This is a genomic window from Terrimesophilobacter mesophilus (genome assembly GCF_014200375.1).
Classification (GTDB): domain Bacteria; phylum Actinomycetota; class Actinomycetes; order Actinomycetales; family Microbacteriaceae; genus Terrimesophilobacter; species Terrimesophilobacter mesophilus.
This window is the reverse complement of the sequence record NZ_JACHBP010000001.1, coordinates 1,934,337-1,957,546: the sequence shown is the minus strand read 5'-3', so window position 1 is coordinate 1,957,546 and position 23,210 is coordinate 1,934,337. Positions and strand designations below refer to the sequence as shown.

Annotated in this window: 21 protein-coding genes; 12 read left to right on the top strand and 9 right to left on the bottom strand. The window is 67.3% G+C overall.

From position 1 onward, the window contains the following. Positions 1–24 precede the first annotated feature (24 nt). A complete protein-coding gene (locus BKA04_RS09670) occupies positions 25–1,305 on the top strand; it encodes an ArgE/DapE family deacylase (protein ID WP_104096219.1) in 1,281 nt (426 codons plus the stop codon). Positions 1,306–1,349: 44 nt separating this feature from the next. Here the strand turns inward: BKA04_RS09670 and BKA04_RS09665 are convergent, their stop codons facing one another. Genes BKA04_RS09665 through BKA04_RS09655 form a run of 3 tightly spaced genes read right to left on the bottom strand, consistent with a single transcriptional unit; the run spans position 1,350 to position 4,011 of the window. Further along, on the bottom strand, positions 1,350–2,102 hold the full coding sequence (locus BKA04_RS09665; RefSeq protein WP_104096738.1) for an amino acid ABC transporter ATP-binding protein: 753 nt from the start codon (positions 2,100–2,102) through the stop codon (positions 1,350–1,352). 23 nt (positions 2,103–2,125) lie between these two features. Then, a complete protein-coding gene (locus tag BKA04_RS09660) occupies positions 2,126–3,115 on the bottom strand; it encodes an amino acid ABC transporter permease (RefSeq protein ID WP_104096218.1) in 990 nt (329 codons plus the stop codon). A gap of 2 nt (positions 3,116–3,117) precedes the next feature. Beyond that, positions 3,118–4,011, bottom strand: coding sequence for an ABC transporter substrate-binding protein (locus tag BKA04_RS09655; protein WP_104096217.1), 894 nt, complete (start codon positions 4,009–4,011; stop codon positions 3,118–3,120). Positions 4,012–4,263: 252 nt separating this feature from the next. Here BKA04_RS09655 and BKA04_RS09650 point away from each other — a divergent pair, with 252 nt between their 5' ends. Next, positions 4,264–5,637, top strand: coding sequence for an FAD-dependent oxidoreductase (locus BKA04_RS09650; RefSeq protein WP_232842025.1), 1,374 nt, complete (start codon positions 4,264–4,266; stop codon positions 5,635–5,637). A gap of 6 nt (positions 5,638–5,643) precedes the next feature. Here the strand turns inward: BKA04_RS09650 and BKA04_RS09645 are convergent, their stop codons facing one another. Both BKA04_RS09645 and BKA04_RS09640 read right to left on the bottom strand, forming a co-directional pair. Continuing rightward, positions 5,644–6,645, bottom strand: a complete 1,002-nt coding sequence (locus tag BKA04_RS09645) for a ribonucleotide-diphosphate reductase subunit beta (RefSeq protein WP_104096216.1) — start codon at positions 6,643–6,645, stop codon at positions 5,644–5,646. A 92-nt stretch (positions 6,646–6,737) separates the two neighbouring features. Beyond that, positions 6,738–9,197 (bottom strand): ribonucleoside-diphosphate reductase subunit alpha, encoded by a 2,460-nt coding sequence (locus tag BKA04_RS09640; protein ID WP_104096215.1) that lies wholly within the window; start codon positions 9,195–9,197, stop codon positions 6,738–6,740. A 312-nt stretch (positions 9,198–9,509) separates the two neighbouring features. Here BKA04_RS09640 and BKA04_RS09635 point away from each other — a divergent pair, with 312 nt between their 5' ends. Continuing rightward, positions 9,510–10,721 carry an MFS transporter gene (locus BKA04_RS09635; protein ID WP_104096214.1) on the top strand — a complete coding sequence of 404 codons (1,212 nt, stop codon included), beginning with the start codon at positions 9,510–9,512 and terminating at the stop codon, positions 10,719–10,721. A gap of 92 nt (positions 10,722–10,813) precedes the next feature. Here BKA04_RS09635 and BKA04_RS09630 read toward each other — a convergent pair whose 3' ends face one another. The 3 genes from BKA04_RS09630 to BKA04_RS09620 all read right to left on the bottom strand — a co-directional run bounded on the left by BKA04_RS09630 (position 10,814) and on the right by BKA04_RS09620 (position 14,120). Continuing rightward, positions 10,814–12,208, bottom strand: a complete 1,395-nt coding sequence (locus BKA04_RS09630; protein ID WP_167309724.1) for an MFS transporter — start codon at positions 12,206–12,208, stop codon at positions 10,814–10,816. Positions 12,209–12,325: 117 nt separating this feature from the next. Continuing rightward, positions 12,326–13,312: an aldo/keto reductase gene (locus tag BKA04_RS09625; protein ID WP_104096212.1), complete on the bottom strand. Its 987-nt coding sequence runs from the start codon at positions 13,310–13,312 to the stop codon at positions 12,326–12,328. 22 nt (positions 13,313–13,334) lie between these two features. Next, complete coding sequence (locus BKA04_RS09620; RefSeq protein ID WP_104096211.1) at positions 13,335–14,120, bottom strand: alpha/beta fold hydrolase; 786 nt, start codon at positions 14,118–14,120, stop codon at positions 13,335–13,337. A 92-nt stretch (positions 14,121–14,212) separates the two neighbouring features. Between BKA04_RS09620 and BKA04_RS09615 the strand changes: the two genes are divergently transcribed. Continuing rightward, on the top strand, positions 14,213–15,067 hold the full coding sequence (locus BKA04_RS09615) for a DUF4349 domain-containing protein (protein WP_104096210.1): 855 nt from the start codon (positions 14,213–14,215) through the stop codon (positions 15,065–15,067). A 3-nt stretch (positions 15,068–15,070) separates the two neighbouring features. Here BKA04_RS09615 and BKA04_RS09610 read toward each other — a convergent pair whose 3' ends face one another. Then, the gene (locus BKA04_RS09610) at positions 15,071–15,439 is read right to left on the bottom strand and encodes a hypothetical protein (protein ID WP_104096209.1); all 369 of its coding nucleotides are present in this window, start codon (positions 15,437–15,439) and stop codon (positions 15,071–15,073) included. 67 nt (positions 15,440–15,506) lie between these two features. Here BKA04_RS09610 and BKA04_RS09605 point away from each other — a divergent pair, with 67 nt between their 5' ends. From BKA04_RS09605 to BKA04_RS09570, 8 genes are all read left to right on the top strand, one after another. Continuing rightward, a complete protein-coding gene (locus BKA04_RS09605) occupies positions 15,507–16,118 on the top strand; it encodes a hypothetical protein (RefSeq protein WP_104096208.1) in 612 nt (203 codons plus the stop codon). Beyond that, positions 16,115–16,324 (top strand): DUF6186 family protein, encoded by a 210-nt coding sequence (locus BKA04_RS09600; RefSeq protein WP_104096207.1) that lies wholly within the window; start codon positions 16,115–16,117, stop codon positions 16,322–16,324. The genes BKA04_RS09605 and BKA04_RS09600 overlap by 4 nt, the downstream gene beginning before the upstream one ends. Before the next feature lie 21 nt (positions 16,325–16,345). After that, positions 16,346–17,167, top strand: a complete 822-nt coding sequence (locus tag BKA04_RS09595) for an MBL fold metallo-hydrolase (protein ID WP_104096206.1) — start codon at positions 16,346–16,348, stop codon at positions 17,165–17,167. Positions 17,168–17,224: 57 nt separating this feature from the next. Beyond that, entirely contained in the window at positions 17,225–18,241 is a 1,017-nt protein-coding gene (locus BKA04_RS09590; RefSeq protein WP_104096205.1) for an LLM class flavin-dependent oxidoreductase, read from the top strand. 76 nt (positions 18,242–18,317) lie between these two features. After that, positions 18,318–19,160 (top strand): ABC transporter ATP-binding protein, encoded by an 843-nt coding sequence (locus BKA04_RS09585; protein WP_104096204.1) that lies wholly within the window; start codon positions 18,318–18,320, stop codon positions 19,158–19,160. After that, positions 19,157–20,134 carry an ABC transporter substrate-binding protein gene (locus tag BKA04_RS09580; RefSeq protein WP_104096203.1) on the top strand — a complete coding sequence of 326 codons (978 nt, stop codon included), beginning with the start codon at positions 19,157–19,159 and terminating at the stop codon, positions 20,132–20,134. The genes BKA04_RS09585 and BKA04_RS09580 overlap by 4 nt, the downstream gene beginning before the upstream one ends. Next, on the top strand, positions 20,131–22,203 hold the full coding sequence (locus BKA04_RS09575) for an iron ABC transporter permease (RefSeq protein WP_104096202.1): 2,073 nt from the start codon (positions 20,131–20,133) through the stop codon (positions 22,201–22,203). Before BKA04_RS09580 ends, BKA04_RS09575 begins: the two co-directional genes overlap by 4 nt. A 3-nt stretch (positions 22,204–22,206) precedes the next feature. Further along, complete coding sequence (locus BKA04_RS09570) at positions 22,207–23,115, top strand: siderophore-interacting protein (protein WP_104096201.1); 909 nt, start codon at positions 22,207–22,209, stop codon at positions 23,113–23,115. Positions 23,116–23,210: the final 95 nt, after the last annotated feature.

The following is a 23,210-nucleotide window of genomic DNA, read 5'->3' as shown; positions in this document are numbered from 1 at the left end:
GGTTGGCAGCAATAAGGTGGGCATATGCCTGCCACAGAATTGACCTCGGTCGAGAGCCGCGTGCTCGACGCCATCGACGAAGAAGCGTTGATCGACAACCTGGTCGACCTCATCCGCGTGCCGAGCACGACCGGGACGGACGCCGAATCCGACCTGCAGAACTCGCAGGCACGCGTGCTCGACGAACTGGGTCTCGAGGTCGACAGCTGGAAGTTCGACCTCGACGAGCTGCGCGCGCATCCGCTCTATCCCGGCGAGGAGACCGATCGGCTGGAGGGTTACGGCGTCGTCGGCGTGACACCGGGCGGTGGCCATCCGGCCCTCGTCCTGCAGGGTCACGTCGACGTGGTGCCGGAGGGTGAGATCGAGAAGTGGGACGGCCGCGACCCCTTCGCGGGCGACATCGTCGGCAGGGTGCTGCACGGACGCGGGGCCTGCGACATGAAGGCCGGTGTGGCCGCGAATCTCGCCGTGGTGCGTGCGCTGCGCCACGCGGGCGTCACCCTCGAGCGCCCGCTCGCGGTGCACTCCGTCATGAGCGAGGAGGACGGAGGGCTCGGCGCCTTCGCCACGATGCTGCGCGGCCACCGAGGGGAAGCAGCTGTGCTCACCGAGCCGACCACCGGCCGCATCGTGACCGCGTGCGCCGGCGCGCTGACCTTCCGCATCGAGGTGGCCGGCAAAGCGGCGCACGGAAGCACCCGTCTGAGCGGGGTGAGCGCGTTCGATGTGTTCCTCGGGATCGACGCCGCCATCAAGCAGTTCGAGGCCGAGCGCAACGCCAACCCGGACCCACTGTTCCGCAACTACGTGATGCCGTTCGGCATCTCGATCGGCAAACTGCAGGCCGGAAACTGGTCGTCGAGCGTTCCCGAGAGCCTCGTCGCCGAGGGCAGGATGGGCGTCATCCTCGGCGAGGACCCGGCGGAGGCCAGGGCCGCCTTCGAGGAGCGCGTCGCCGCCGCGAGCACGCGCGACCCCTGGCTGACCGACCACCCGGCGATCGTCACCTGGCCGGGCGGCCAGTTCGCGAGCGGAAGCATCGACGCCCAGCACGAGTTCATCGATGAGGTGTCGGCATCCATCTCCGACCTGACCGGCACCGCCCCCGAGCGCGCAGCAGCGCCATACGGCAGCGACCTGCGCCTGTACGCCGGGATCGGCGGCATCCCGACCCTGCACTTCGGCCCCGGCGACGTGCGCTTCGCGCACGCCGTGCGCGAGCAGATGAATCTCGACGAGCTCATCTCGGTAACCCGCTCGCTCGCGCTCCTCGCAGCCCGCCGCTGCGGAGCGCACCTCTAGGGCCCGCAGAAGCCCGCCGCTCGCCAACCTCCGAGCGACCGCCCCTACAGCACCTTCGACAGAAACGCCTGCGTCCGCTTGTGCTGCGGGTTACCCAGCACCTCGACCGGATCCCCGGACTCGACGACGACCCCGCCGTCCATGAACACGAGCGAGTCGGCGACCTCCCGTGCGAACCCCATCTCGTGGGTGACGACGATCATCGTCATGCCCGACTCGGCGAGCGTCTTCATGACGTCGAGCACCTCGCCCACGAGTTCGGGGTCGAGGGCCGAGGTCGGCTCGTCGAAGAGCATGAGTTTGGGGTCCATGGCGAGAGCCCTGGCGATCGCGACCCGCTGCTGCTGGCCGCCGGAGAGGTGAGCTGGATAGGCGTCCGCCTTCTCGGCGAGCCCGACGCGCGCGAGCAGTTCCCTGGCCCGCGCCACGGCATCCGCCTTCTTGACTCCCTTGACCCGGATGGGCGCCTCGACGATGTTCTCGAGCGCGGTCATGTGCGGGAAGAGGTTGAAGCGCTGGAACACCATGCCGATGTCGCGGCGCTGGCGTGCAGCCTCCTTGGGGTGCAGCTCGTAGAGCTTGTCGCCGCGTTCCTCATAGCCGACGAGGACGCCGTCGACGGTGAGCCTGCCGGCGTCCACCCGTTCGAGATGGTTGATGCAGCGCAGGAACGTGGATTTTCCCGACCCGCTCGGCCCGACGAGGCACAGCACTTCTCCCCGCTTGACGGTGAGCGAGATGCTCTTGAGCACTCGGTTGGACCCGAAGCTCTTGGAGACGCGGTCGGCATGCACCATGGGGGTGTCGGTCGTGTCGGCAGTCACCGTTTCTCCTCCTCGCCGCGGTCGACGACGGTCGCCGGTGCTGTGACGATCGGCACCGTTTCGGTCGGCGTGCCGCCCTTCTTCTCCGGCCGGGCCTGGCCGACCCCACGCGAGAAGCGCTTCTCGAGGAAGTACTGGCCGACCATGAGTACGGAGGTGAAGGCGAGATACCAGGCTGAGGCGACGAGCAGGAGCGGGATCGGGTCGTAGATCTCCACCGAGATGTCCCGGGCGCGGCCGTACAGGTCGAAGCTGAACGGCACGGCCGTGACGAGCGATGTCGTCTTGAGCATCGAGATGACCTCGTTGCCGGTCGGCGGGATGATGATGCGCATGGCCTGCGGGATGATGACGCGACGCATGGTCTGGATCCACGACATCCCGAGCGCGGTCGACGCCTCTTCCTGTCCCTGATCGACGGAGAGGATGCCGGCCCGCACGATCTCGGCCATGTAGGCCGCCTCGTTGAGGGCGAGGCCGATGACGGCGAGCCAGAAGACGTCGATGAAGCCCTTCGACTCGATGGAGATCCACGGCTGTGTGAACGGGATGCCGATGTCGATGGTCTGGTAGATGGTGGTGATGAGCCCCCAGAACACCAGTTGCACGTAGACCGGGGTTCCGCGGAAGATCCAGAGGTACAGCCACGCGACGCTCTTCACGACGGGGTTGTCGGAGAGCCGCATGACGGCGAGCGTGATGCCGAGCACGATCGCGATGAGCATCGAGTAGATCGTGAGCAGGAGGGTGAATCCGGCGGCCTGCGAGATCCGCTTGTCGAAGACGAACTTGGCGAAGTTGTCCCAGCCGTACGCTGGGCGCTGGGCGGCGTCGATCACGAAGATCGCCAGCGCCGCCACGAGGATGACGGCGAAGACGATGCGGCCGGGATGCTTCAGCCGGATGGCCTTGATCGGCTCCGGCTCGTCACCGGCCGGCAACACGGTCTCCCGTGTCACCGGCCGGTCGTCTCGTGACGAACTCACGATCAGCCGTTGGCGGCCGCGTTGATCGTGATGGTGGTGATGCCGCCGGCTCCGACGCCCCACTTGTCGAGGATTGCCATGTAGCTTCCGTCATCGACCATGGACTGCAGCGCGGCCTGGAGGGCCTTCGCGAGCGGGGATCCCTTCTGGACGGCGATTCCGTACGGGGCGTCCTCGAAGGATGCGCCGGCCGGCTCGATCTTGTCGGCCAGCTTCGAGATCGCGTACAGGGTGATGGGGGTGTCGGCGCTCATCGCGTCTGCGCGCCCATCGGTGATGGCCAGGGTGGCGTCATCCTGCTTGTCGAACTTCAGGATGGTGATGGGCTTCTTACCCGCGTCGGTGCACTTCTTCGACGCGGCCGGCAGTTCGTCGGTCTCTTCGTAGGTGGTCGCCTGCACGGAGACTGTCAGACCGCACGCGTTGGCGGGGTCGACATTGCTGCCCTTCGGCTGCGCCCACTGGACACCGGCGACGAAGTAATTCACGAAGTCGACCGAGGCCTCACGCTCGACGTTGTCGGTGAACGAGGAGACGCCGATGTCGTAGGTGCCGCCCTTGATGCTCGGGATGATCTTGTCGAAGCTGGAGATCTGGTAATCGGTCTTGAGTCCGAGCTTGGCCGCCATCGCGTCGGCGAGTTCGACGTCCCAACCGACCGGGTTGCCGGCGTCATCCTTCGACTCGTTGGGCGGGTAGGTCGGGTCGATGCCGATGATGAGCTTGCCTGCCGACTTGATGTTGTCGGGGAGCAGTGCGACTGCCGCAGCGTCGACGCCGACTGCCGGATTGTCGCTGCTTCCGCCGGGCGTAGTCGGAGTGCTGTTGTCCACACATCCGGTGAGCATAAGTGCCGCCACGGCCACAATGGCCGGCAGCGCGAACTTCGTACGCATGATGTTTCCTTACTCTTCTCCTGGTGAATGGTGCGGCCGATGCCAAGGAGGCGAAGCGAACGGGTGTCGCGCGCGCCATTGTCACGTCGGCATTCGCAGCCTACTCCTGACTTTCGGCAAGAATTCGTTGCACTGTTCCCTCCGGACTGTCGAAAAGGTCGGGATTCGACGATTTTCGGCGCGCCCGGCGCTCTTCCCGCCGCGCGCCTCCTCGCGTCGACCTCGTACGCTGGAACCATCGGAGGTGCGCTCGTGGCAGACATCGAGGTCGACGTCCTGGTCATCGGCTGGGGCAAGGGCGGCAAGACTCTGGCCGGCGCACTCGGCCGTCATGGCCGAACGGTGGCCATGGTCGAACAGTCGGAGGCGATGTACGGCGGAAGCTGCATCAACATCGCCTGCGTACCGACGAAGGACCTCGTGCACAGCGCTGCCGAGCGTCGGCCGGGTGACGACCCACAGACCTGGTTCACGGATGCCGTGGCCGGCCGGGACGACCTGACCGCCAGGCTGCGTGCCCGCAACCACGCCATGCTCGCCGAGGTGGACACCGTCACCCTCATCGACGGCCGCGCACGGTTCGTCGGCCCGCACGAGGTGGAGGTTTCGGCGGGCTCGGAGCTGCTGCGCATCCGTGCCGAGTCGATCGTCATCAACACGGGAACGGTTCCCGCCGTGCCGGCGATCGCGGGCGCATCCGAGAGCGCCCGCGTGTACGACTCGACGACCATCCAGCATGTCTCGCCGCTGCCGGAGCGGCTCCTCATCGTGGGCGGCGGCTACGTCGGGCTCGAATTCGCTGGCATGTTCGCCCACTTCGGGTCGCGGGTGACGGTCGTCGACCACGGCGAGCAGCTGATGCCGCACGAGGACCGCGATGTTGCGGACGCCGTGCGGGCGCTCCTCGAGGAGTCCGGAGTCGAGTTCGTGCTCGGCGCCGACGTGAAGCGTATCGAGGACAGGCCCGATGCGCTGTCCGTCACCGTGGCAAGCGGCGGAGCGATCAACGATTTCACCGCGGATGCCGTGCTCGTCGCGACGGGGCGCACGCCAACCACCGACGGCCTCGACCTGGACAATGCCGGGATCGCGGTCGACGACCGCGGCTACATCGTGGTGGACGATCACCTGCGCACCCCGGTGCCCGGCGTCTTCGCGGTGGGCGACATCAACGGCGGGCCGCAATTCACCTACATCTCGCTCGACGACCACCGAATCGTGCTGGATCAGCTGGTCGGAAAGGGTCTGCGATCGAGGGCGGATCGCGTCGCGGTGCCGAGCACCGTCTTCCTCACACCGCCGCTGGCCAGGGTCGGGATGAACGAGACGCAGGCTCGCGCGAGCGGTCGGGCCGTGCTGGTCGCCTCGAAGCGCATCGCCGACATCGCGGCGATGCCGCGGCCGAAGATCGTCGGCGAGACGCACGGGCTGATCAAAGTGTTGGTCGACCCGGACACCGACCTGATCCTCGGGGCGACCGTGTTCTCGATCGACGCACAGGAGGTCATCAACCTGCTGGCCCTCGCGATGCGCGCGGGCGTGACCGCGACCACCCTGCGTGACGGGATCTGGACGCACCCCTCGAGCACGGAGGCTCTCAATGAAGTGCTGGCCGGGCTGAGCTGAGCGCGGCTACTCCTTCTTCGCCCCGGTCACGGCCTTCGCGTTCGCCTCGTAGGAGGTATTCGTCGACTCGAAGAAGTTGACGAGCTCGTAGGTGTCGTTCGCGGTCGCCATCCACTTGGCCGGGTTCGACACCTTGTACTCGGGGTCGAAGCCGAGTTCCTCGAGGCGCCGGTCGGCGAGGTACTTGACGTACTGGTTGATGTAGGTGGCGTTCAGACCGAGGATGCCGCTCGGGAGCAGGTCCTGGTTGTAGGCCTCCTCCATCTCCACGGCATCCAGGATCATCTGCTTGATCTCGGCGGCGAACTCCGGCGTCTGCAGCTCGGGGTTCTCCTCGAGCACCGTGAGGATGAGGTTGATGCCGAACTTGAGGTGAAGGCTCTCGTCGCGGATGACCCAGTCCATGAGCGAGCCGAAGTTGCGCAGGAGGTTCCGCTGCCGGAAGCTCAAGGCGACCATGAAGCCCGAGTAGAACCAGATCCCCTCGAGGATGATGTTGTACGCCACGAGGTTGCGCACGAAGTCCTGCTTGCCCTCGACCGTCGTGATGTCGAGCGTCTCCTCGGTCATCCGCCGGATGAACTTGACCTGGAACTCCTCCTTGCGCGCCATCGACGGCACCTCGACGTGGGAGCCGTACGCGGCCTCACGGTCGATCGGGAAGGTCTCCAGCACGTACTCGAAGCTCATGCAGTGGTTGGCCTCCTCCCACATCTGCTTCGCGAGGTAGAGGTGACACTCCGCCGCGTTGATGTAGGGGTAGACGCCGAAGGCGAGCGCCTTGTTGACGAGCAGCTCGTTCGGGTTGAAATAACTCATGAGGAACGTGATCGCGTGGCGTTCCTCATCCGTCATCTTCTTGAAGTCGGCGATGTCCTGGTCGAGCTGGATCTCGTTCGGGAACCAGGTGTTCGCGACAGCCTGGTCGTAGAGGTCCATGGCCCATTGGTACTTGACCGGCTTGAGCAGCAGCCCTTCCTGCACGCCCGTACCGAGAATCCCTGACATATGAATCGCTTCCTTACTTGCTTGTTACTGGCAGCTGTCGCACTGCAGCTCGTCCATGGGGTCGGTGGGGACGTAGAATTCGTCGTCGTTCATCACTCACCATCCTTCGGAGCGAGCCCGGCGAAACCGAAGCCCTTGCGGGCGGGTGCGGATGCCGCTGCCGGCTCGGCGGGAGCGCCCGCGGCGGCGAATCCGCGCTTGGCCCCCGCGTCGATGTCCTCCGCCTTGTTGACCTTGACGGTGGACTGCTCGGCCTGGTGGCGCGGCTTCATGTGCAGGTAGTACGTCGTCTTGACGCCGCGTTCCCACGCCCCGTAGTAGATGTCCATCATCTCGCCGAGATCGCGCGTCTCGAGATACATGTTGCGGCTGATCGCCTGGTCGATCCACTTCTGGGCGCGCGCGGCGACCTCGAGGAACGCGTACGGCGAGAGCTGGAAGCTCGTCTTGTACACCTCCTTGAGGTGCGCGGGAATCGCATCGATGACCTGGATGTCGCCCTGGCTGCGCAGGATCGACTCGCGCACGCTTCCCCAGAGCCCGAGCTCCTGCAGGTCGCGCACGAGGTTGCGGTTGACCTCGAGGAACTTGCCGGAGGAGGTCGACCGGCTGAAGATCTGCGTGAACTGCGGGTCGAGGCCAGGCGTCGTGCCGGCGACGAGGCCGATGGATGCCGTGGGCGCGATCGCCATGAGCGTCGCGTTCCGCATCCCGCCCCTGACCTTCACGCGCATGGTGTCCCAGTCGAGGCGAGTCGTGCGGTTGACCGTGATCGGGACCCCGCGGTCCTCCTCGGTCTTCGCGATGCTGTCGAGCGGAACCATGCCCTTCGACCAGCCGGAGCCGTCGAAGTTCGGGTAGGAGCCGCGCTCCTTCGCGAGCTCTGCCGACTCATCGATCGCGGCGTAGGAGACGTGCTCCATGATCTCGTCGATGAGGTCGTAGGCCTCTTCGCTCTCGTAGCTGTAGCCCAGCTTCTCCACGACATCCGTGAAGCCCATGACGCCGAGGCCGACCGCACGGTTCTGCTGGTTGGAGAAGTCGGCCTCCGGCACGCTCGACTTCGTGATGTCGATGAGGTTGTCGAGCTGTCGCACCGCGATGCGGGCCGACTCCTCGATCTTCGCGAAGTCCATCCCACCACTGGCCAGCAGGTGCTGCGACAGGTTGATCGAGGCGAGGTTGCAGACCGAGACGTTGTCGACATCCTGCGGGAGGCAGATCTCGGTGCACAGGTTCGAGAGGTGGATCGTGCCGGTGTTGTTGTTCAAGGCACGGTTGTTGATCGTGTCCTTCCAGGTGAGCCACGGGTGGCTCGACGCGGAGAGGGAGATGAGGATCGCCTTGAACTGCTCGCGTGCGGTCGTCTTCTTGAACATCCGCAGGTTCCCGGCCTCAGCCTCCGCGGCGTAGTGCGCGTAGCGTTCGGAGAACGCCTTGCCGTACAGCTCGTTGAGGTCGGCCACCTCGAGCGGGTCGAAGAGGTACCAGTCCTCGTCGTTCTGCACGCGCTTCATGAACTCGTCGCTGATCCACACCGCGGTGTTGGCCGTGCGGGTGCGGCGGTACGGGTCGCCGGAGTTCTGCCTCAGATCGAGGAAGTCCGGGAAGTCGAGGTGCCAGTTCTCCATGTAGAAGCACAGCGCGCCGAACTTCTTGCCGCCACGGCTGACCGCCCGCAGCACGGAGTCGATCGTGTGCATGAACGGGATCGGCCCCGTCGAGGTCGTGTTGTTGCTCCGGATGGGCGAACCCTGGGCGCGCAGCTTGGTGACCGAGAGCCCGATTCCGCCGGTGCCCTTCGTGAGCCACATGACGTCGCGCGTGGTCTTCGCGATGTGCTCGATGTCATCCTGCATCTCCATGACGAAGCAGTTGGCGAGCTGCGGGTAGCTCGTTCCCGCGTTCACGAGGGTGGATCCCGCCGCGAGGTATTCGAGCTTCGACATCTTCTCGTAGAACCTGATCGCCTGGCCGTTGGGGTCCGCCTCGTTGAGGGAGAGGCCCATCGCGATGCGCATCCAGAAGTACTGCGGTACTTCGAGGGCGTCGCCGTTGCGACCCTTGATGCCGTAGCGGTTGTTGAGGGTCACGACTCCGATGTACTTGAGCAGGTCGTCGTGGGCGGGCTCGAGCGTCCTCGCGAGCAGGTCAAGGTCGAACATCTCGATGAGGCGCGTGTCGAGCAGGCCCTCTTCGACACCGCGACGGATGTTCATGGCGAAGTGCTCGACGTGCAGCGCGCGAAGTTCCTCATCCGACTCGTAATCGCCGAGCACGCGCTTGTAGATCGTCTTGAGGAGGAGACGGGCGGCCACCGTGTCGAACTCGGGGTCGTCCTTGACGTTCTGGAGCGCCACCTGGATGACCGCTTCGTCGAGCTGCTGCGTCGTGATGCCGTCGAAGAGCGTCAACTCGAGCTCGCTCGCGATCTGGGTGACCCAGGTGATGTTGTCGTCGAGTCCGGCGCTGGCCTTCTCGATCGCGAGGTTGATCTTGTTCGCATCGTACGGCTCGCGCTGCCCGTTGCGCTTGACGACGGTGATGCTCATGTGTTTCTCCCAATCCCGAGAGACCCACGCTCCGATCGGCGCTGATCTCTCCCCGTGAGGGCCCGTGCGGGCCCGAAAAATACCCTGCGCGAGGGTGTCATCCGGTCGAAATGATGCATTCCGACCACTGACGCCCCGCGGCAGTCCCATCACTATATAGCGGGTACCGAGCATTCGGTTAACCCAATATGTAGTGGGCGTGTCATCCACAATTGTGAATAAGTTGGCCGAGTTCTGCACAGGCTGTGAGGAGATTCTCCACCCCGCCACCGACATTTCGGATGGCACTCCCGCCGATAGACTTGAGCCCTTGTGAACAGTTATCTGAGCCTCCTGAAAACCCGGGGCGTCGCCCGGTTGATGGGGTCTCAACTCGTCGCGCGGTTCCCGGGCGGGATGCTCTCCCTCGCATTTCTGATCCACATCGAGCAGATCCACCATTCCTACGGCGCCGCGGGGCTCGTGCTCGCCGCCACGAGCGCAGGCCAGGCGATCGCCGGACCGCTCACGAGCCGGTGGATGGGCACCTGGGGGATGAGGCGCGTACTCGTGCTCACGCTCATCGTGTGCACGACGGCGGTCGGCACGATCGCCCTGGCGCCCAAGCTGCCCGTGCCGCTGTACATGGCGCTCGGGCTGATCGCAGGGCTGAGCTACCCGCCGATCCAGCCCGCCGTGCGCACGATCTACCCGAAGCTCGTCAACTCGGGCCAACTGACCCCGCTCTACTCGCTCGACGCCTCTGCGCAGGAGCTCATCTGGATCCTCGGGCCGGTCATCGCGACACTCCTGGCGACCCAGGTGTCCCCCGTCATCGCCATCATGGTCGCGGTTCTGTTCATGGTCGTCGGTGGCATCTGGTTCATCTCATCGCCCGAGGTCGGACGCGTGCGCATCCCGCGCTCACGCCGCAAGCTCGGTGCCGTGCTGACCCGGCCGCCGGTGCTCCTGGCCACGGTCGCCGGCTTCCTCATGATCGGCGCGTGTGCGGCCGTCGAGGCTGGAGTCGTCGCCACCTTCGGCGAAGGGCGCCCCGAGTCCGGGGTCGTGCTCGCAATCTTCGCCTTCGGATCCCTCGTGGGAGGACTCGCGTTCGGGCATCGGCCGATCGGGCCGTGGGCGCTCGCCGTGCGGATGTTCGGTGTGTTCGTCGGGCTCGCCCTCGCCGCCGCGTTCCTCGACTTCTGGTGGCTGTCGGCGACGCTCGCACTGGCAGGGCTCGGGATCGCGCCCGCGCTCGCCGTGATGTTCACGATCGTCTCGGCGAGTGTGAAGTTCAGCGAGACGGCGGAGGCCTACGGATGGGTGGGCACCGGCCAGCTCATCGGCGCTGCGCTCGGGTCTGCCGCAGCCGGCTTCATGATCGACGCGTTCGACGCCCACGGTGCGTTCTGGATCGCCGCTCTGCTCGCGTTCCTCGGATTCCTCGTTCCCACGATCTTTCGCCGGGCGCATCCGGACCTGCGCGGGCTCGATTCGAGCCCCATCCCCGACACGGAGCCCATCCAGACCGTGCGGCCGTAGCTTCCGTCCGCACTCCCGCCCACCCCACCGAACCCCACCCCAGCGATGCGGGGTCGGCGGCATCTTGTGGTCTTGCTCGAGTGGGACACCGGTCACTTCTCGACCACGGGATCGGTCGGGCCGGCCCCCGTGACGCCGGCCTCCGCCGCACCGGCATCCGCTGCGCCCGCGATCGCCGCGTCGTCCCCGTTGTCGACGTCTTCGGGGTTGGGCAGGGTCATCAGGAACTGGAACCAGATGATGCCGGCGAGCGCAGAGAGCCCACCGCCGATGATGAACGGCAGGACGAGATCGATGCGCCCGATGAGTCCGCCGATGATCGATCCCACCGGCATGCTTCCCCACAGCAGGGTGCGCCAGGTTCCGTGCACGCGTCCGAGCAGTCGTCCCGGGATGATGCTCTGCCGCAGCGACATGATCAGGATGTTCCACACCGTGATCCCGGCGGAGATGAACACCCAGGCGATCCCGACCGCCCACAGGTTCGGGAAGGCACCGACGGCGACGATACCGATCGACGCGACAAGATTTCCGATCGCGACGCTGAGACCGGTCCCCCATCGTGCCTTCATCCGTGAGGCGATCATCGACGCTCCGATGCCACCAGCGGCGCCGGTCAGCATGTACACGCCGAAGAGCGCCTCGGGGAGTTGAAGCCGATCCACGAGGTAGAGCACCAGGCTCGCCGTCGCGATCGAGGTGCACATGCCGGAGAAGGTGCTGAGGAACCACAGCGTCTTGAGCTGCTTGTTCGACACGATGAAGCGGTATCCGTCGACGAACTGCTTGTACCAGACCGCTGACTCGCCGTGCCTGGCGGCATGGGCTGCAGCGAACTGACGCCCCGACGCGATCTTCGGGAGCAGGATGGCCAGAATCACCGCGAGCGCATACACCGCCGCGTTCGCGCCGAGCGGGATCAGCACGGAGACGGCGAAGAGCAGCGAGGTGATCGGTCCCGACACGAAGTTCTGGATGACCTGCTCCCCCGCCTCGATGAGCGAGTTCGCGCGCGGCAGTTGGGCCTTGGCGAGGATGCTGGGGGCGACCGCCCTGATCGCTCCGTCGTAGACCGTTTCGAACATCCCGTAGATGAAGATGATGATGTAGAGCCACCAGATCGTGAGGTTCCCGGTGGAGGTGATGACGAAGAGCGCGACAGCGAGGATCGTTCTCACCCCGTTCGCGAGAGCGAGCGCCGCGCGACGGTCGATGCGGTCGATCAGGATGCCGGCGGGGATCGCGAAGAACAACCACGGCAGCATTGCGAGTGCGGAGATGCCGGAGATGAGGAGCGGATCGAGCGTCACCTGCACCGCCAGGAGCGGGATGGCGGTTCGAGCGATGCCGTCCCCCAGGCTGCTGGCGATGTTCGCGGTGAAGAGGTTCGCGAATGCGGGTCCGAGTTTCGCCCGCCCGGCGGCTGCCGGCCCAGAGTCGGCCTGCCTGTCGGCCTTCCCGCCGTGCCTTGTTGTTCCGGTCCCCACCTGCGCCACCCATCACGAGGATCTATTCACGTTATATCGCGTTCAAGGAATCAAGATATATCGTGATTCACGCGGATGCAAGCACGAGTTGTGGCGGGCGCGTCGCGGCACCCCCGCTCACCACCGAGGGTGAACGGCCCCCCGGAAGTAGCGGTCGTAGAGCGACGCCACCTGCGCACTGAAGTCGGCACCCAGAGGCGCGACCTCTCCCGCCGCAGCATTCGCCTTCGCCTGGTCGGCGTTCCTCGCGCCGGGGATCACCGTGCTGACACCGTCGAGCTGCGCCACCCAGGCGAGCGCTGCGGCGGCAGGCTCGAGTCCGTGCGCGGCAGCCAACGAGGTGAACTCCTGAGCCGCAGCAACACCATTCTCGAAGTCGACACCGGAGAAGGTCTCCCCCACATCGAACGCCTCACCGTGCCGATTGAACGTGCGGTGGTCGTTCGCGGCGAACGTCGTATCCGCGCGATACCTGCCGCTCAGGAGCCCCGAGGCGAGCGGCACCCTCGCGATCACGCCGACTCCGGCCTCGAGCGCCGCGGGAAGCACCTCGTCGAGCGGCTTCAGGCGGAAGACGTTGAGGATGATCTGAACACTCGCAACGCGGGGCCGCGCGATCGCCGCGAGCGCTTCCGCCACGGTCTCGACGCTCACGCCGTAGCGGGCGATCGCGCCATCCTCGACGAGAGTGTCGAGGTCATCGAATACCCGATCGAGCGAATACACCTCGGTCGGAGGGCAGTGCAGTTGAACGAGTCCGAGCGTGTCCACGCGGAGGTTGCGACGGGATCGGTCGATCCAGCTCCGGAAGTTCGCCATGCTGTAGTTCGAGGCGACCTGCTCCATCCGCCGACCCATCTTCGTCGCCACGAACACGTCGAGCTCCGGGTTGTCGGCGAGGTAGCCTCCGATGATGGATTCGCTGCGGCCGTCGCCGTAGACGTCGGCCGTGTCGAAGAACGTGACGCCGCTCTGCACCGCTGCATCCAGAACCGCCCTGGCCTCGTCTTCGCCGACCTCGCCCCAGTCGGCACCGAGCTGCCAGGTGCCCAGTCCGATCGAGGACACCTCCACCCCTGCACGGGGCATCACGTTCTCTTCCATGCCCCAAGCCTAGGTCGATCGTTCATCCGATGGCCGTGGCGACGACCCGCGCCAGCCGGTGCCGGATGATGTGGTCGTTGGCCTCGACCCTGTGCGTCGTGACGTTGCGCAGCTGCTCGACGATGCGCAGCCCGCCCGGCGTGAGGAACGGGTCGAGGCTCCCGTAGACGACATCGACGGGAACCCTGACGGCCGCGAGGTCGCTGATGGTCGTCTGCGATTCGATGAGGTTCTCCAGGGAGAGCACGAAGGGCGTCCAGTTCCGCTCCGAGACGTCGAGGACGTTCCGGATGGGCGAGAGCCTGGCGAGCATCGCCGCGTTGCGCATCGTGAACTTCTTGTTCGACCTCAGGTACTCGTACGCGCGCAGGTAGAGGTCCATCGCCGCACGACTGCGCGGATCGCCGATGGCGGCGGGATTCACGTAGACCGGCGGGCTGACGAGCACGAGATTGGACAGTGCGCGTGGGTGGGTTGCGGCGTACCGAGCTGAGATGAGGCTTCCCATCGAGTGCCCGACGAGGACGAACTTCTCCCTGAGCCGCAACGAGTCGATCGTGCGCGCGAGGGCCGCGACGTGCTCCTCGATCGTGTAGTTCGCATCCGCCGGCGCCGGGGACTCTCCGAACCCGAGCAGGTCGATGGAGATCGCCCTGTGACGCGCGACGAGCAGCGGGACGAGCAGTTCGAACGTCACCGACGACGACGCGATCCCGTGCACGAGGATGACGGGAGAGCCGATCCCCTCATCGCCCGCGATGTGCAGCAGCGGAGCGCGCCGTCGACGGAATCGGTCGAGGAATCCCATACCGCCAGTATCTCCTGCGCGGCCGGGGTGACGAACATGTCGCCGGAAACGTTGGGTGGTGGCCGCCGGATCCTCGCGGATATGGTGGCCCCATGAGGCGAATCCTGGTCACCACGGTCCTGGCACTCTCCGCTGTGCTGCTCTCCGGATGTTCTCTGGCCGGCAGCTCGACCTCGAGCGCACCGGATGCCCCCGTGGCCCAGCCGCAGTTCAGCGGCGAGGATGCGAGCGGCGGCGGCGCGCCCGATCTGGGCGGGAAGGACGTGGTAAACGGCCCGCAGATCATCACGACCGTGCAGCTCACCGTCACCGTCGACAAACCCGTCGACGCTGCGGACGATGCTGCGCGCATCACCGACCGGTTCGGCGGCACGGTCGCCGACCGCAGCGAGCAGGCACCCACGCAGAGCGAACCGGGAAGCGCACGACTCACACTTCGCATCCCCTCCGCGAGCCTCACCCGGGCGCTGGAAGACCTCAAGGCCCTCGGCATCGCACGAAACACCTCGATCAACTCGACGGATGTGACGACCCAGTCCGAGGATCTCGACGCGCGGATCACGGCGCTGCAGACATCCGTCGACCGCCTGCTCACCCTCATGCAGAAGGCGAGCTCGACCGACAACCTGCTCGCGATCGAGTCCGCGCTCTCCCAGCGCCAGGCAGACCTCGAGAGCCTTCAGTCGCAGAAACGGAACCTCGACGACCAGGTGCAGCTCTCGACCGTGGCGTTGTCCCTCATCTCGGAGAAGGACACGCCCGCTGCGACGCCCGACACGTTCTGGACCGGCCTCGTCGCAGGATGGGGCGCGTTCGTGGGCTTCTGGGCTGCGGTGCTCGTCGCGCTCGGGGTCCTCGCTCCCTGGCTCATCGCCGGCGGGATCATCGCCGCCGTCGTCATCACCTGGGTGAAGCTCGCGAAGCGCCGGCACGCTGCGCAGCCGTAGGGATCAGGCGTTCCAATCCGGGAGCGACGGTGCGCCCCGGCCGGCAGCGTCATACGGGCTAAGCGCCTTCTCCGGATCGCTCTCCCCTGCCAGTTCGCGCAGTCGCCCGATGGTGTCCCTCGCCTCGTCGACGACAGTGAGCAGCGCAGGCACGAGCGCGAGAAGCCGGCCGATGCGCTCTTCGTCGCTCGACCCGTCCCCGTCATAGATGATGCCCATGGCGTTGTTGCGCAGCGCCGAGGCACGGTCGAACAGCTCCGCCGACGTGTCGGAGCGTGCCCGCGCGGCCAGGTTCGACGAACTCTCGGCGAGCAGTTCGATCTCGCGCCCGAGGCCCTCAAGGTCGCTCGCAGCATCCGGATCGTTGGTCACCCTTCGATTATGCGCGATCGACCCGGAGGCTTGCACCGGGACACGGCGGCGGGCGTAGCCTGAGGATATGTCCGAGCATCCGGCATCGTCGACACGGGGGCACGGCACGCTCCAGCGGATCGCCGAACCGTGGACCCTCGTCGTGATCGTGACCGCACTGTTCCATTTCTTCCGTGGCGCGCCCGTCGATGGGGCGCTCTTCCTGATCATCGCCATCCTGCTCCTCGCCGATGGGATGGGCTGGGTGCGCCTTCGCGTTCCCGACGTGAGACTGCCCTCCCTGGCCACGCTTGCCGGATGCGCCGTCGTGCTGGGAACCCTGCTTGTTCTGGCGCCGCGCCACGGCGTCGTCGAGGGTCTCATCGTGAGCGCGATCGGCGTGTTCGTGCTCGTGGTGTCGTGGGACGCCGCTGGCGGGCCGAGCGAGCACACCCGCCCGTTGCGGAACGCGATCATCCTGTTCACGGCGGTGGGGGTCATCGGATGCCTCATCGAGGTGACCTCCTACCTCCTGGGGCTTCGCTCGCCGGAGGCCATGTTCGAGCATCCGAGCATCTCCCTGCTCCTCGACCCGTACGTCGATACGCTCGCGGGCCGCATCGTCTTCACCGGACTGTGGCTCCTCGCCGGGATCTGGTTCCTGCGGCGCAGCCGCCGCTCGGACCTGGAGCAGCGATGACGATCCGACTCATCACCGTTGCCGGATTCCTCGCGTGCCTGGTCGCGATCGGGGTCCTCGAGGTCATCGCCAGGCGCGATCCGGAGCGGCTCACCTCCCTCACGTCGATGATCGACCACGTCATGGCGACGCGCTCGGCCCGGATCGGCATCCTGCTGTTCTGGTGGTGGCTCGGATGGCATTTCCTCGTGGGCCAGACCGTCTGAGCGGCTTGGTATCGTGTGTCGATGACGCTGTGGATCTGTAAGGCGTGTGCCGTCGAACACCCGGAGTCGGATGCGCCACCCGCGCGCTGCGCGATCTGCGAGGACGAGCGACAATATGTTCCGCCCGCCGGCCAGGAGTGGTTGTCGCTCGAGCAGTTGGGTCTCGACGGAACCCGTATCGTGCACGCGAGCACCGAACCGGGACTCGACGCGCTGTGGGCCGAGCCCAAGGTGGGCATCGGCCAGCACGGGCATTTCGTGCAGACGGGTGCGGGCAACATTCTGTGGGATCCGCCGGGATTCGTGGATGCCGCTGCCGCCGACTGGATCCGCGGCCTCGGCGGAGTCGTGGCGATCGTCGCAAGCCATCCGCACATGTTCGGCGCGCAGGTGTCCTGGTCTCGTGCCCTCGGCGATGCTCCCGTCTTCGTCGCCGACGCGGATCGCGAGTGGGTCCGGCGGGAGGACGCGGTCATCCAGGGCTGGACGGGAGACCTCCAGCCACTCCCCGGCGTCACTGTCCGTACCGTCGGTGGCCACTTCCCCGGAAGCGCCGTCCTTTCCTTCACGGGCGCAGATGGCAAGGGGGTCCTGCTCTCCGGCGACACGATATTCCCCGGCCCGAGCGAACGTTGGGTCACCTTCCTCCGCAGCTACCCGAACGACATTCCGCTCTCGGCCGCCGTCGTCGAGCGGGTGGTCGCCGCGGTGAACGATTTCGACTACGACCGTATCTATGGAAACTTCGGGCAGACCGTGCCATCGGATGCTCGCGCGGCCGTGCGGCGCTCTGCCGACCGCTACATCGGCTGGGTTCGCGGAGACTTCGACCACCTCACCTGAGCGGCCCGAACGCCTGCCAACGGGAATACCGCACGGCCCCCGGGCGCTGTTCCTGGAGTGAAGCGCATCGGATTCCTCTCCTTCGGCCATTGGCAGCCCATCCCCGGCTCGAAGACGAGAACCGCGAAGGAGGCGCTGCTCCAGTCGATCGACCTCGCGGTCGCGGCCGAGGAGCTCGGCATCGACGGAGCGTACGTTCGCGTGCACCACTTCGCGCCGCAGCTCGCCTCACCGTTCCCGCTCCTGGCCGCGATCGGTGCGCGCACGAAGCGCATCGAGATCGGCACGGCCGTCATCGACATGCGCTACGAGAACCCCTTGTACATGGCCGAGGATGCCGCCGCGGCCGACCTCATCAGCGGCGGGCGGCTGCAGCTCGGGATCAGTCGTGGCTCACCCGAGCCCGCACTGCACGGCTACGAGTCGTTCGGGCATGTGCCCGCGGACGGGGAGACGGACGCCGACCTGGCCCGCTCGCACGCCGAGGTGTTCCGCGCGGCGATCGCCGGTGCGGGGGCCGCGCATGCTGACCCGAAGATGACCGGAGCGGAGGGCTCGCTCGCGATCCAGCCGCAGTCGCCGGGCCTGCCCGACCGCATCTGGTGGGGTTCGGGAACGCGGGCGACCGCGGTGTGGACCGCGGAGCAGGGCATGAACCTCATGAGCTCGACGCTTCTCACCGAGGACACCGGTGTGCCGTTCCATGAACTGCAGGCGGAGCAGCTGGCCCAGTATCGCGCGGCCTGGAAGGCGGCCGGCCACAAGCGCGAGCCGCGCGTGTCCGTGAGCCGCAGCATCCTGCCCATCGTGTCGGACGTCGACCGCGAGTACTTCGGCGGCATGGGCTCCCGCGAGCGCAGCGACCAGGTGGGGCACCTCGACGGCGGCCTCGCCCGGTTCGGCAAGAGCTACGTCGGCGAGCCGGAGCAGATCGTCGAGGAGCTCGCGAAGGACACGGCGGTGCAGGATGCCGACACCGTGCTCGTCACAGTCCCCAACCAGCTGGGTGTCGCCTACAACGCACACCTGCTCGAGAACGTGAAGGCGATCGGCTCCGAACTCGGCTGGAGCTAGGTCGCTCGCGTACGGCACGCGGTGTGCCACGAGTCGCGCGACATCACCCTCGGCGAGATTAGGTTAGCCTTACCTCATGTCGTTTCCGGAGAGCCGTTCGCCGCAGGGCCTGACCGCCGCCGGCCTTACCCTCTCCTATGGGTCGGCCGCGGTCGTTCATGCGGCCGATCTCCGGCTGACACCGCGCAAGGTCACGGCGCTCGTCGGACCGAACGGCAGCGGCAAGTCCACTCTGCTGCGCGCCATCGCCGGCCTGCATCGACCGCAGGCGGGCACCATCATTCTCGACGACGGCGCCGATGCGCTCATGCTGCGCCGCTCCGAATTCGCCCGCCGACTGACCCTGCTCTCCCAGAGCAGAACGGCGCCGAGCGGGATCAGCGTGCGCGACGTCGTCGAATTCGGGCGTCACCCCCATCGCGGGCGATGGAGGTCCAACGACCCGGACGGCGCGGCATCCGTTGCTCGCGCGATGACGGTCACCGGCGTCGACGATCTCGCCGATCGCAGTGTCGAGCAACTGTCCGGCGGCCAGCTCCAGCGGGTCTGGCTCGCGAGCTGCCTCGCCCAGGACACCGGCATCCTGCTGCTGGATGAACCGACCACCTTCCTCGACCTGCGTTATCAGGTGGAGACACTCGACCTCATCCGCGATCTCGCCGACCATCACGACGTCACGATCGGCGTCGTGCTTCACGACCTCGACCAGGCCGCAGCCGTCGCCGACGATGTCGTACTGCTCTCGGAAGGCAGGGTCGTCGCCAGTGGGCCCGCCGACGACGTGTTCACCCCCGACCGACTGACCGCTGTCTACGGCATCCGCATCGATGTCGACACCGACCCCTTCACCGGTGGATTGCGCACCCGCGCGATCGGCCGCCATCACTCACGATCCGAAAGGCTGATCGCCGCACCATGAGATCCCGCTTGCTCCCCCTGGTCGCCACGGCCATTGCCGCCGCACTCGCCCTCTCCGGCTGCGGCGTGACCGAGGAACCCGATGACGGTGCCCAGACATCCGCCGACACCATCACGATCACGGATGCGCGCGGCGTCGACGTCGAACTCGACGGTCCGGCGAGCCGGGTGGTCGGGACGGAGTGGAACGTTCTCGAGCACCTGGTCTCCCTCGGCGTGATGCCGGTCGGCGCGGCCGATGTCGACGGTTACACCGCCTGGGTCTCCGCAGAGTCGCTCTCGGACGACGTCACCGATATCGGCGTGCGCGGCGAACCCAGTGTCGAAACCATTGCCTCGCTGAAGCCGGACCTCGTCGTCGCGACGACCGACCTGCCGGAGGCCGCGATCGCGCAACTGGAGGAATTCGTGCCCGTCCTCGTGGTTCGCTCCGCCGACGCGAGCCGCCCGATCGAGCAGATGTACGACAACGTCAACCTGATCGCCAGGGCTACCGGAACCGAGACCGAAGCGAAGGCGTTGCTCGCGGAGTACGAGAAGGATGTTGCGGAAGGCGCTGCCGCTCTCAGCGCCGCAGGCCTCACCGGCGAGCCGGTCGCGTTCGCCGACGGCTGGGTGGCCTCCAACCAGGTGTCGATACGCCCCTGCGTCTCGGGTTCGCTGATCGCGGCGGTGAACGAGTCCCTCGGCCTCACCACGCCGTGGACCCTCGAGGGCGACCCGGACTACGGGCTGGCCAGCACCGATGTCGAGGGGCTCACGGCGCTGGGCGATGTGACCTTCGTCTACATCACCAATGGCACCGCAGAGACCGACCCGTTCACCACGGGTCTCGCCGGCAACGCGATCTGGGAGTCGTTGCCGTTCGTGACGGCTGGGAACGTGCACCGGCTCCCTGACGGGATCTGGATGTTCGGCGGGCCGTCGTCGATGGAGCAGTACATCGACGCGCTGGTCGCAGCGCTCACGGACTGACCTTGACCCGGCCGATCGCCCGCGTGGGCTGGGGGCTGCCCGCGCTCATCGGCGGCGTCGGCGCGGTCATCCTGCTGCTCGCCGTCGTGCACCTCACGCAGGGCACGGCGGCGGTCGGTGCCGGCGAGCTGCTCGACCTGGTGACCGGCAGGGGAACCGATGATGCCGCCGCGGTCGTGATCGCGTCACGACTGCCGCGACTGGTCGCCGGCCTCCTCGTCGGGCTGGCGCTCGGCGCTGCCGGCGCGGCGATGCAATCGGTCTCCCGCAACATCCTCGCCTCGCCGGACACCCTGGCGGTCAATGCCGGCGCGTTCCTCGCGATCGTCGCCGTTGCCGCGTTCGGGGTGACCCTTCCGGTGCTGCCCGCCGGGCTGGTCGCGTTCGGCGGCGGGCTGCTGGCCGCGGCGCTCGTGCTGTCGTTGTCCTCCGGCGGCAGCGGCTCGCTGCGGCTGATCCTCGCCGGGTCCGCCATCGCGCTGGGGCTGGCGTCGATCACCGCGGTGCTTCTCCTGCTGTTCAGCCAGGAGACGATCGGCCTGTTCGCGTGGGGCAGCGGGTCGCTCGGCCAGATCGGCATCCAGGCGGCCGCCCAGATGGCGCCGGTGATCCTGATCGGCATTGCGGGCCTGCTCGTGCTGTCCCGCCGTCTGGACATCCTCTCCCTCGGCGATGACAGCGCCCGCGTCGTCGGCGTCGACCCGCGCAGCACGCGGATCATCGCGGTGACCCTCGCCGTGCTGCTGTCGGCCGCGACCGTGACGATCGCCGGGCCGATCGGGTTCGTCGGGTTGTGCGCACCGGCGATCGTGCGACTGCTGGCCCCACGCATCCGGGGGCTGTATCGGCACCGCGTGCTCGTGCCGGTCTCCGGTCTGGTGGGAATCGTGGTGGTGCTCGGCGCCGACGTGGCGCTGCGCGGGCTCCTCGGCGCGCAGGCGGGTGTCGAGGTGCCGACGGGCGTCGTGACCTCCCTGCTCGGGGCGGCGTTCCTGATCGCGCTCGCGTACCGGGTCGGGGACTCCGGCATCACCTCGACGCGAATCGCCCTGGCCCGCCTGCGAACCCGCCGTCGCTTTCTCCTCACGATCGGGATCATCGCCGCAGCGACGATCGGCGCGGTCATCGCGGCGACGCTGCTCGGGGACGCGCGGATGCTGCTCGGGGATGTGGCGAACTGGATCACCGGGCGCGCTGGCGACACCACGACGTTCATCCTCAATACCCGGATGCCGCGGGTGCTCGTCGCCCTACTCGCCGGCGCCGCACTCGCGCTCGCCGGGGCGATCGTGCAGGCGGTGTCGCGGAATGCGCTCGCCGAGCCAGGCATCCTGGGCGTCGTCGGTGGCGCAGGACTCGGTGCGATCGCCGTCATCACGGCGGTTCCACTGGCCGGCGCGTGGCTCGTCACCGGCGCGGCGCTCGCCGGGGCGGCTCTGAGCGCCACGCTCGTGTTCGGGCTCGCGGCCCGGGGCGGCCTCTCGCAGAACCGCCTGGTGCTCATCGGCATCGGGGTCGCCGCGGGAACGCTCGCGGTCATCACCCTGCTGATCGTGCTCACCGACCCCTACAACGAGACGAAGGCGCTCACCTGGCTCTCCGGTTCCACCTACGGCCGGTCGTTCGAATCCGCGCTGCCGGTGCTGGTCGCGGTGGCGATCGCTTTGCCCATCCTCGTCTGGAGACGACGAAACCTGGATCTGCTCGCGCTCGACGACGACACCCCGCGCCTGCTGGGTGTCCCCCTCGGCCGGTCGCGACTGGCCATGCTGTCGATTGCCGTGGCGCTGACCGCCGCCGCAGTGTCCTCCGTCGGCGTCATCGCCTTCGTCGGGCTGGTCGCCCCGCACGCGGCGCGCGTTCTGGTGGGCGGCAGGCATTCCCGCGTGATCCCTGCGGCGGCGCTGCTCGGAGCCATCCTGGTCAGCGTGGCGGACACCATCGGGCGCACCGTGATCGCCCCGGGACAGCTTCCGGCGGGCCTGGTGACGGCGATCGTCGGCGCCCCGTACTTCGCCTGGCTGCTGTGGCGTTCCCGGTTCCTGTCCAGTCTTGGCGAACGGAGCTAGCCCATGGTCGACTACGCAGTCTTCGCGGTGGCGGTGTCCGGTATCCGCCGACTCGGACCGTCGTTCGTCCGCGTCACGTTCCGCGGCGATGAGCTCGAGAACTTCCTGTTCGCGGGGCTCGATCAGCGGATCAAGCTGGTCTTCCCGGGCGGGAAGGGGCTCGGCACCTTCCCCCGCGACACGAGCGGCTGGTACGACCAGTGGCGGGCGAGCCCGGAGGAGGACCGCTGCATCCTTCGCACCTTTACCGTGAGGGCGGCACGCATCGAGCAGCGGGAGATCGATGTCGACTTCGTCGTGCACGGCGACACCGGACCGGCGACCCGCTGGGTCTCCTCGGCCGCGGTCGGCGACGACCTGCTGGTGATCGGCCCGGACGTCCGCACACTTGTCGAGGCGGACCATCCGCGGATCGGCGGTGTCGAATGGAATCCGGGCGCCGCCGCGTTGGTGCTGCTCGCAGGGGACGAGACGGCCGCACCGGCGATCTGCAGCATCCTGGAGTCGCTGCCCGCCGAGGCCCGCGGCCAGGCGTTCATCGAGGTTCCGACTGCTGGCGACGTGCTGCCGGTTCCCGGGCCGGCCGGGGTCGCCGTTACGTGGCTGTCGCGGGATGCCGCCTCCCAGCCACGCCAGGGGGAGTTGCTCGATGCGGCCGTACGCCGGTGGGTGGGCGAGCTGAATCCGGGCGGCGGCGCATCACTACTCGCCCAACTGGATGAAGTGGATGTCGATGGCGAGGTGCTGTGGGAGGTTCCCACGACCGAGCCCGCCCAGACGCTCTACGCCTGGCTCGCCGGCGAGGCGGGGTGCATCAAGGAGTTGCGCCGCTTTCTGGTGCGCGACACCGGGCTGGATCGCTCGAGCGTCGCCTTCATGGGATATTGGCGAGTCGGCCGTAGCGAGAACTAGGCGCGCCGCACCTGGTCGCCACGGTAGCCGACGAGCCAGGTCGGCTCGATCCGGTACAGCCGGGTGTCCTCGCTCCAGCCGGTGGGATCCTCCCC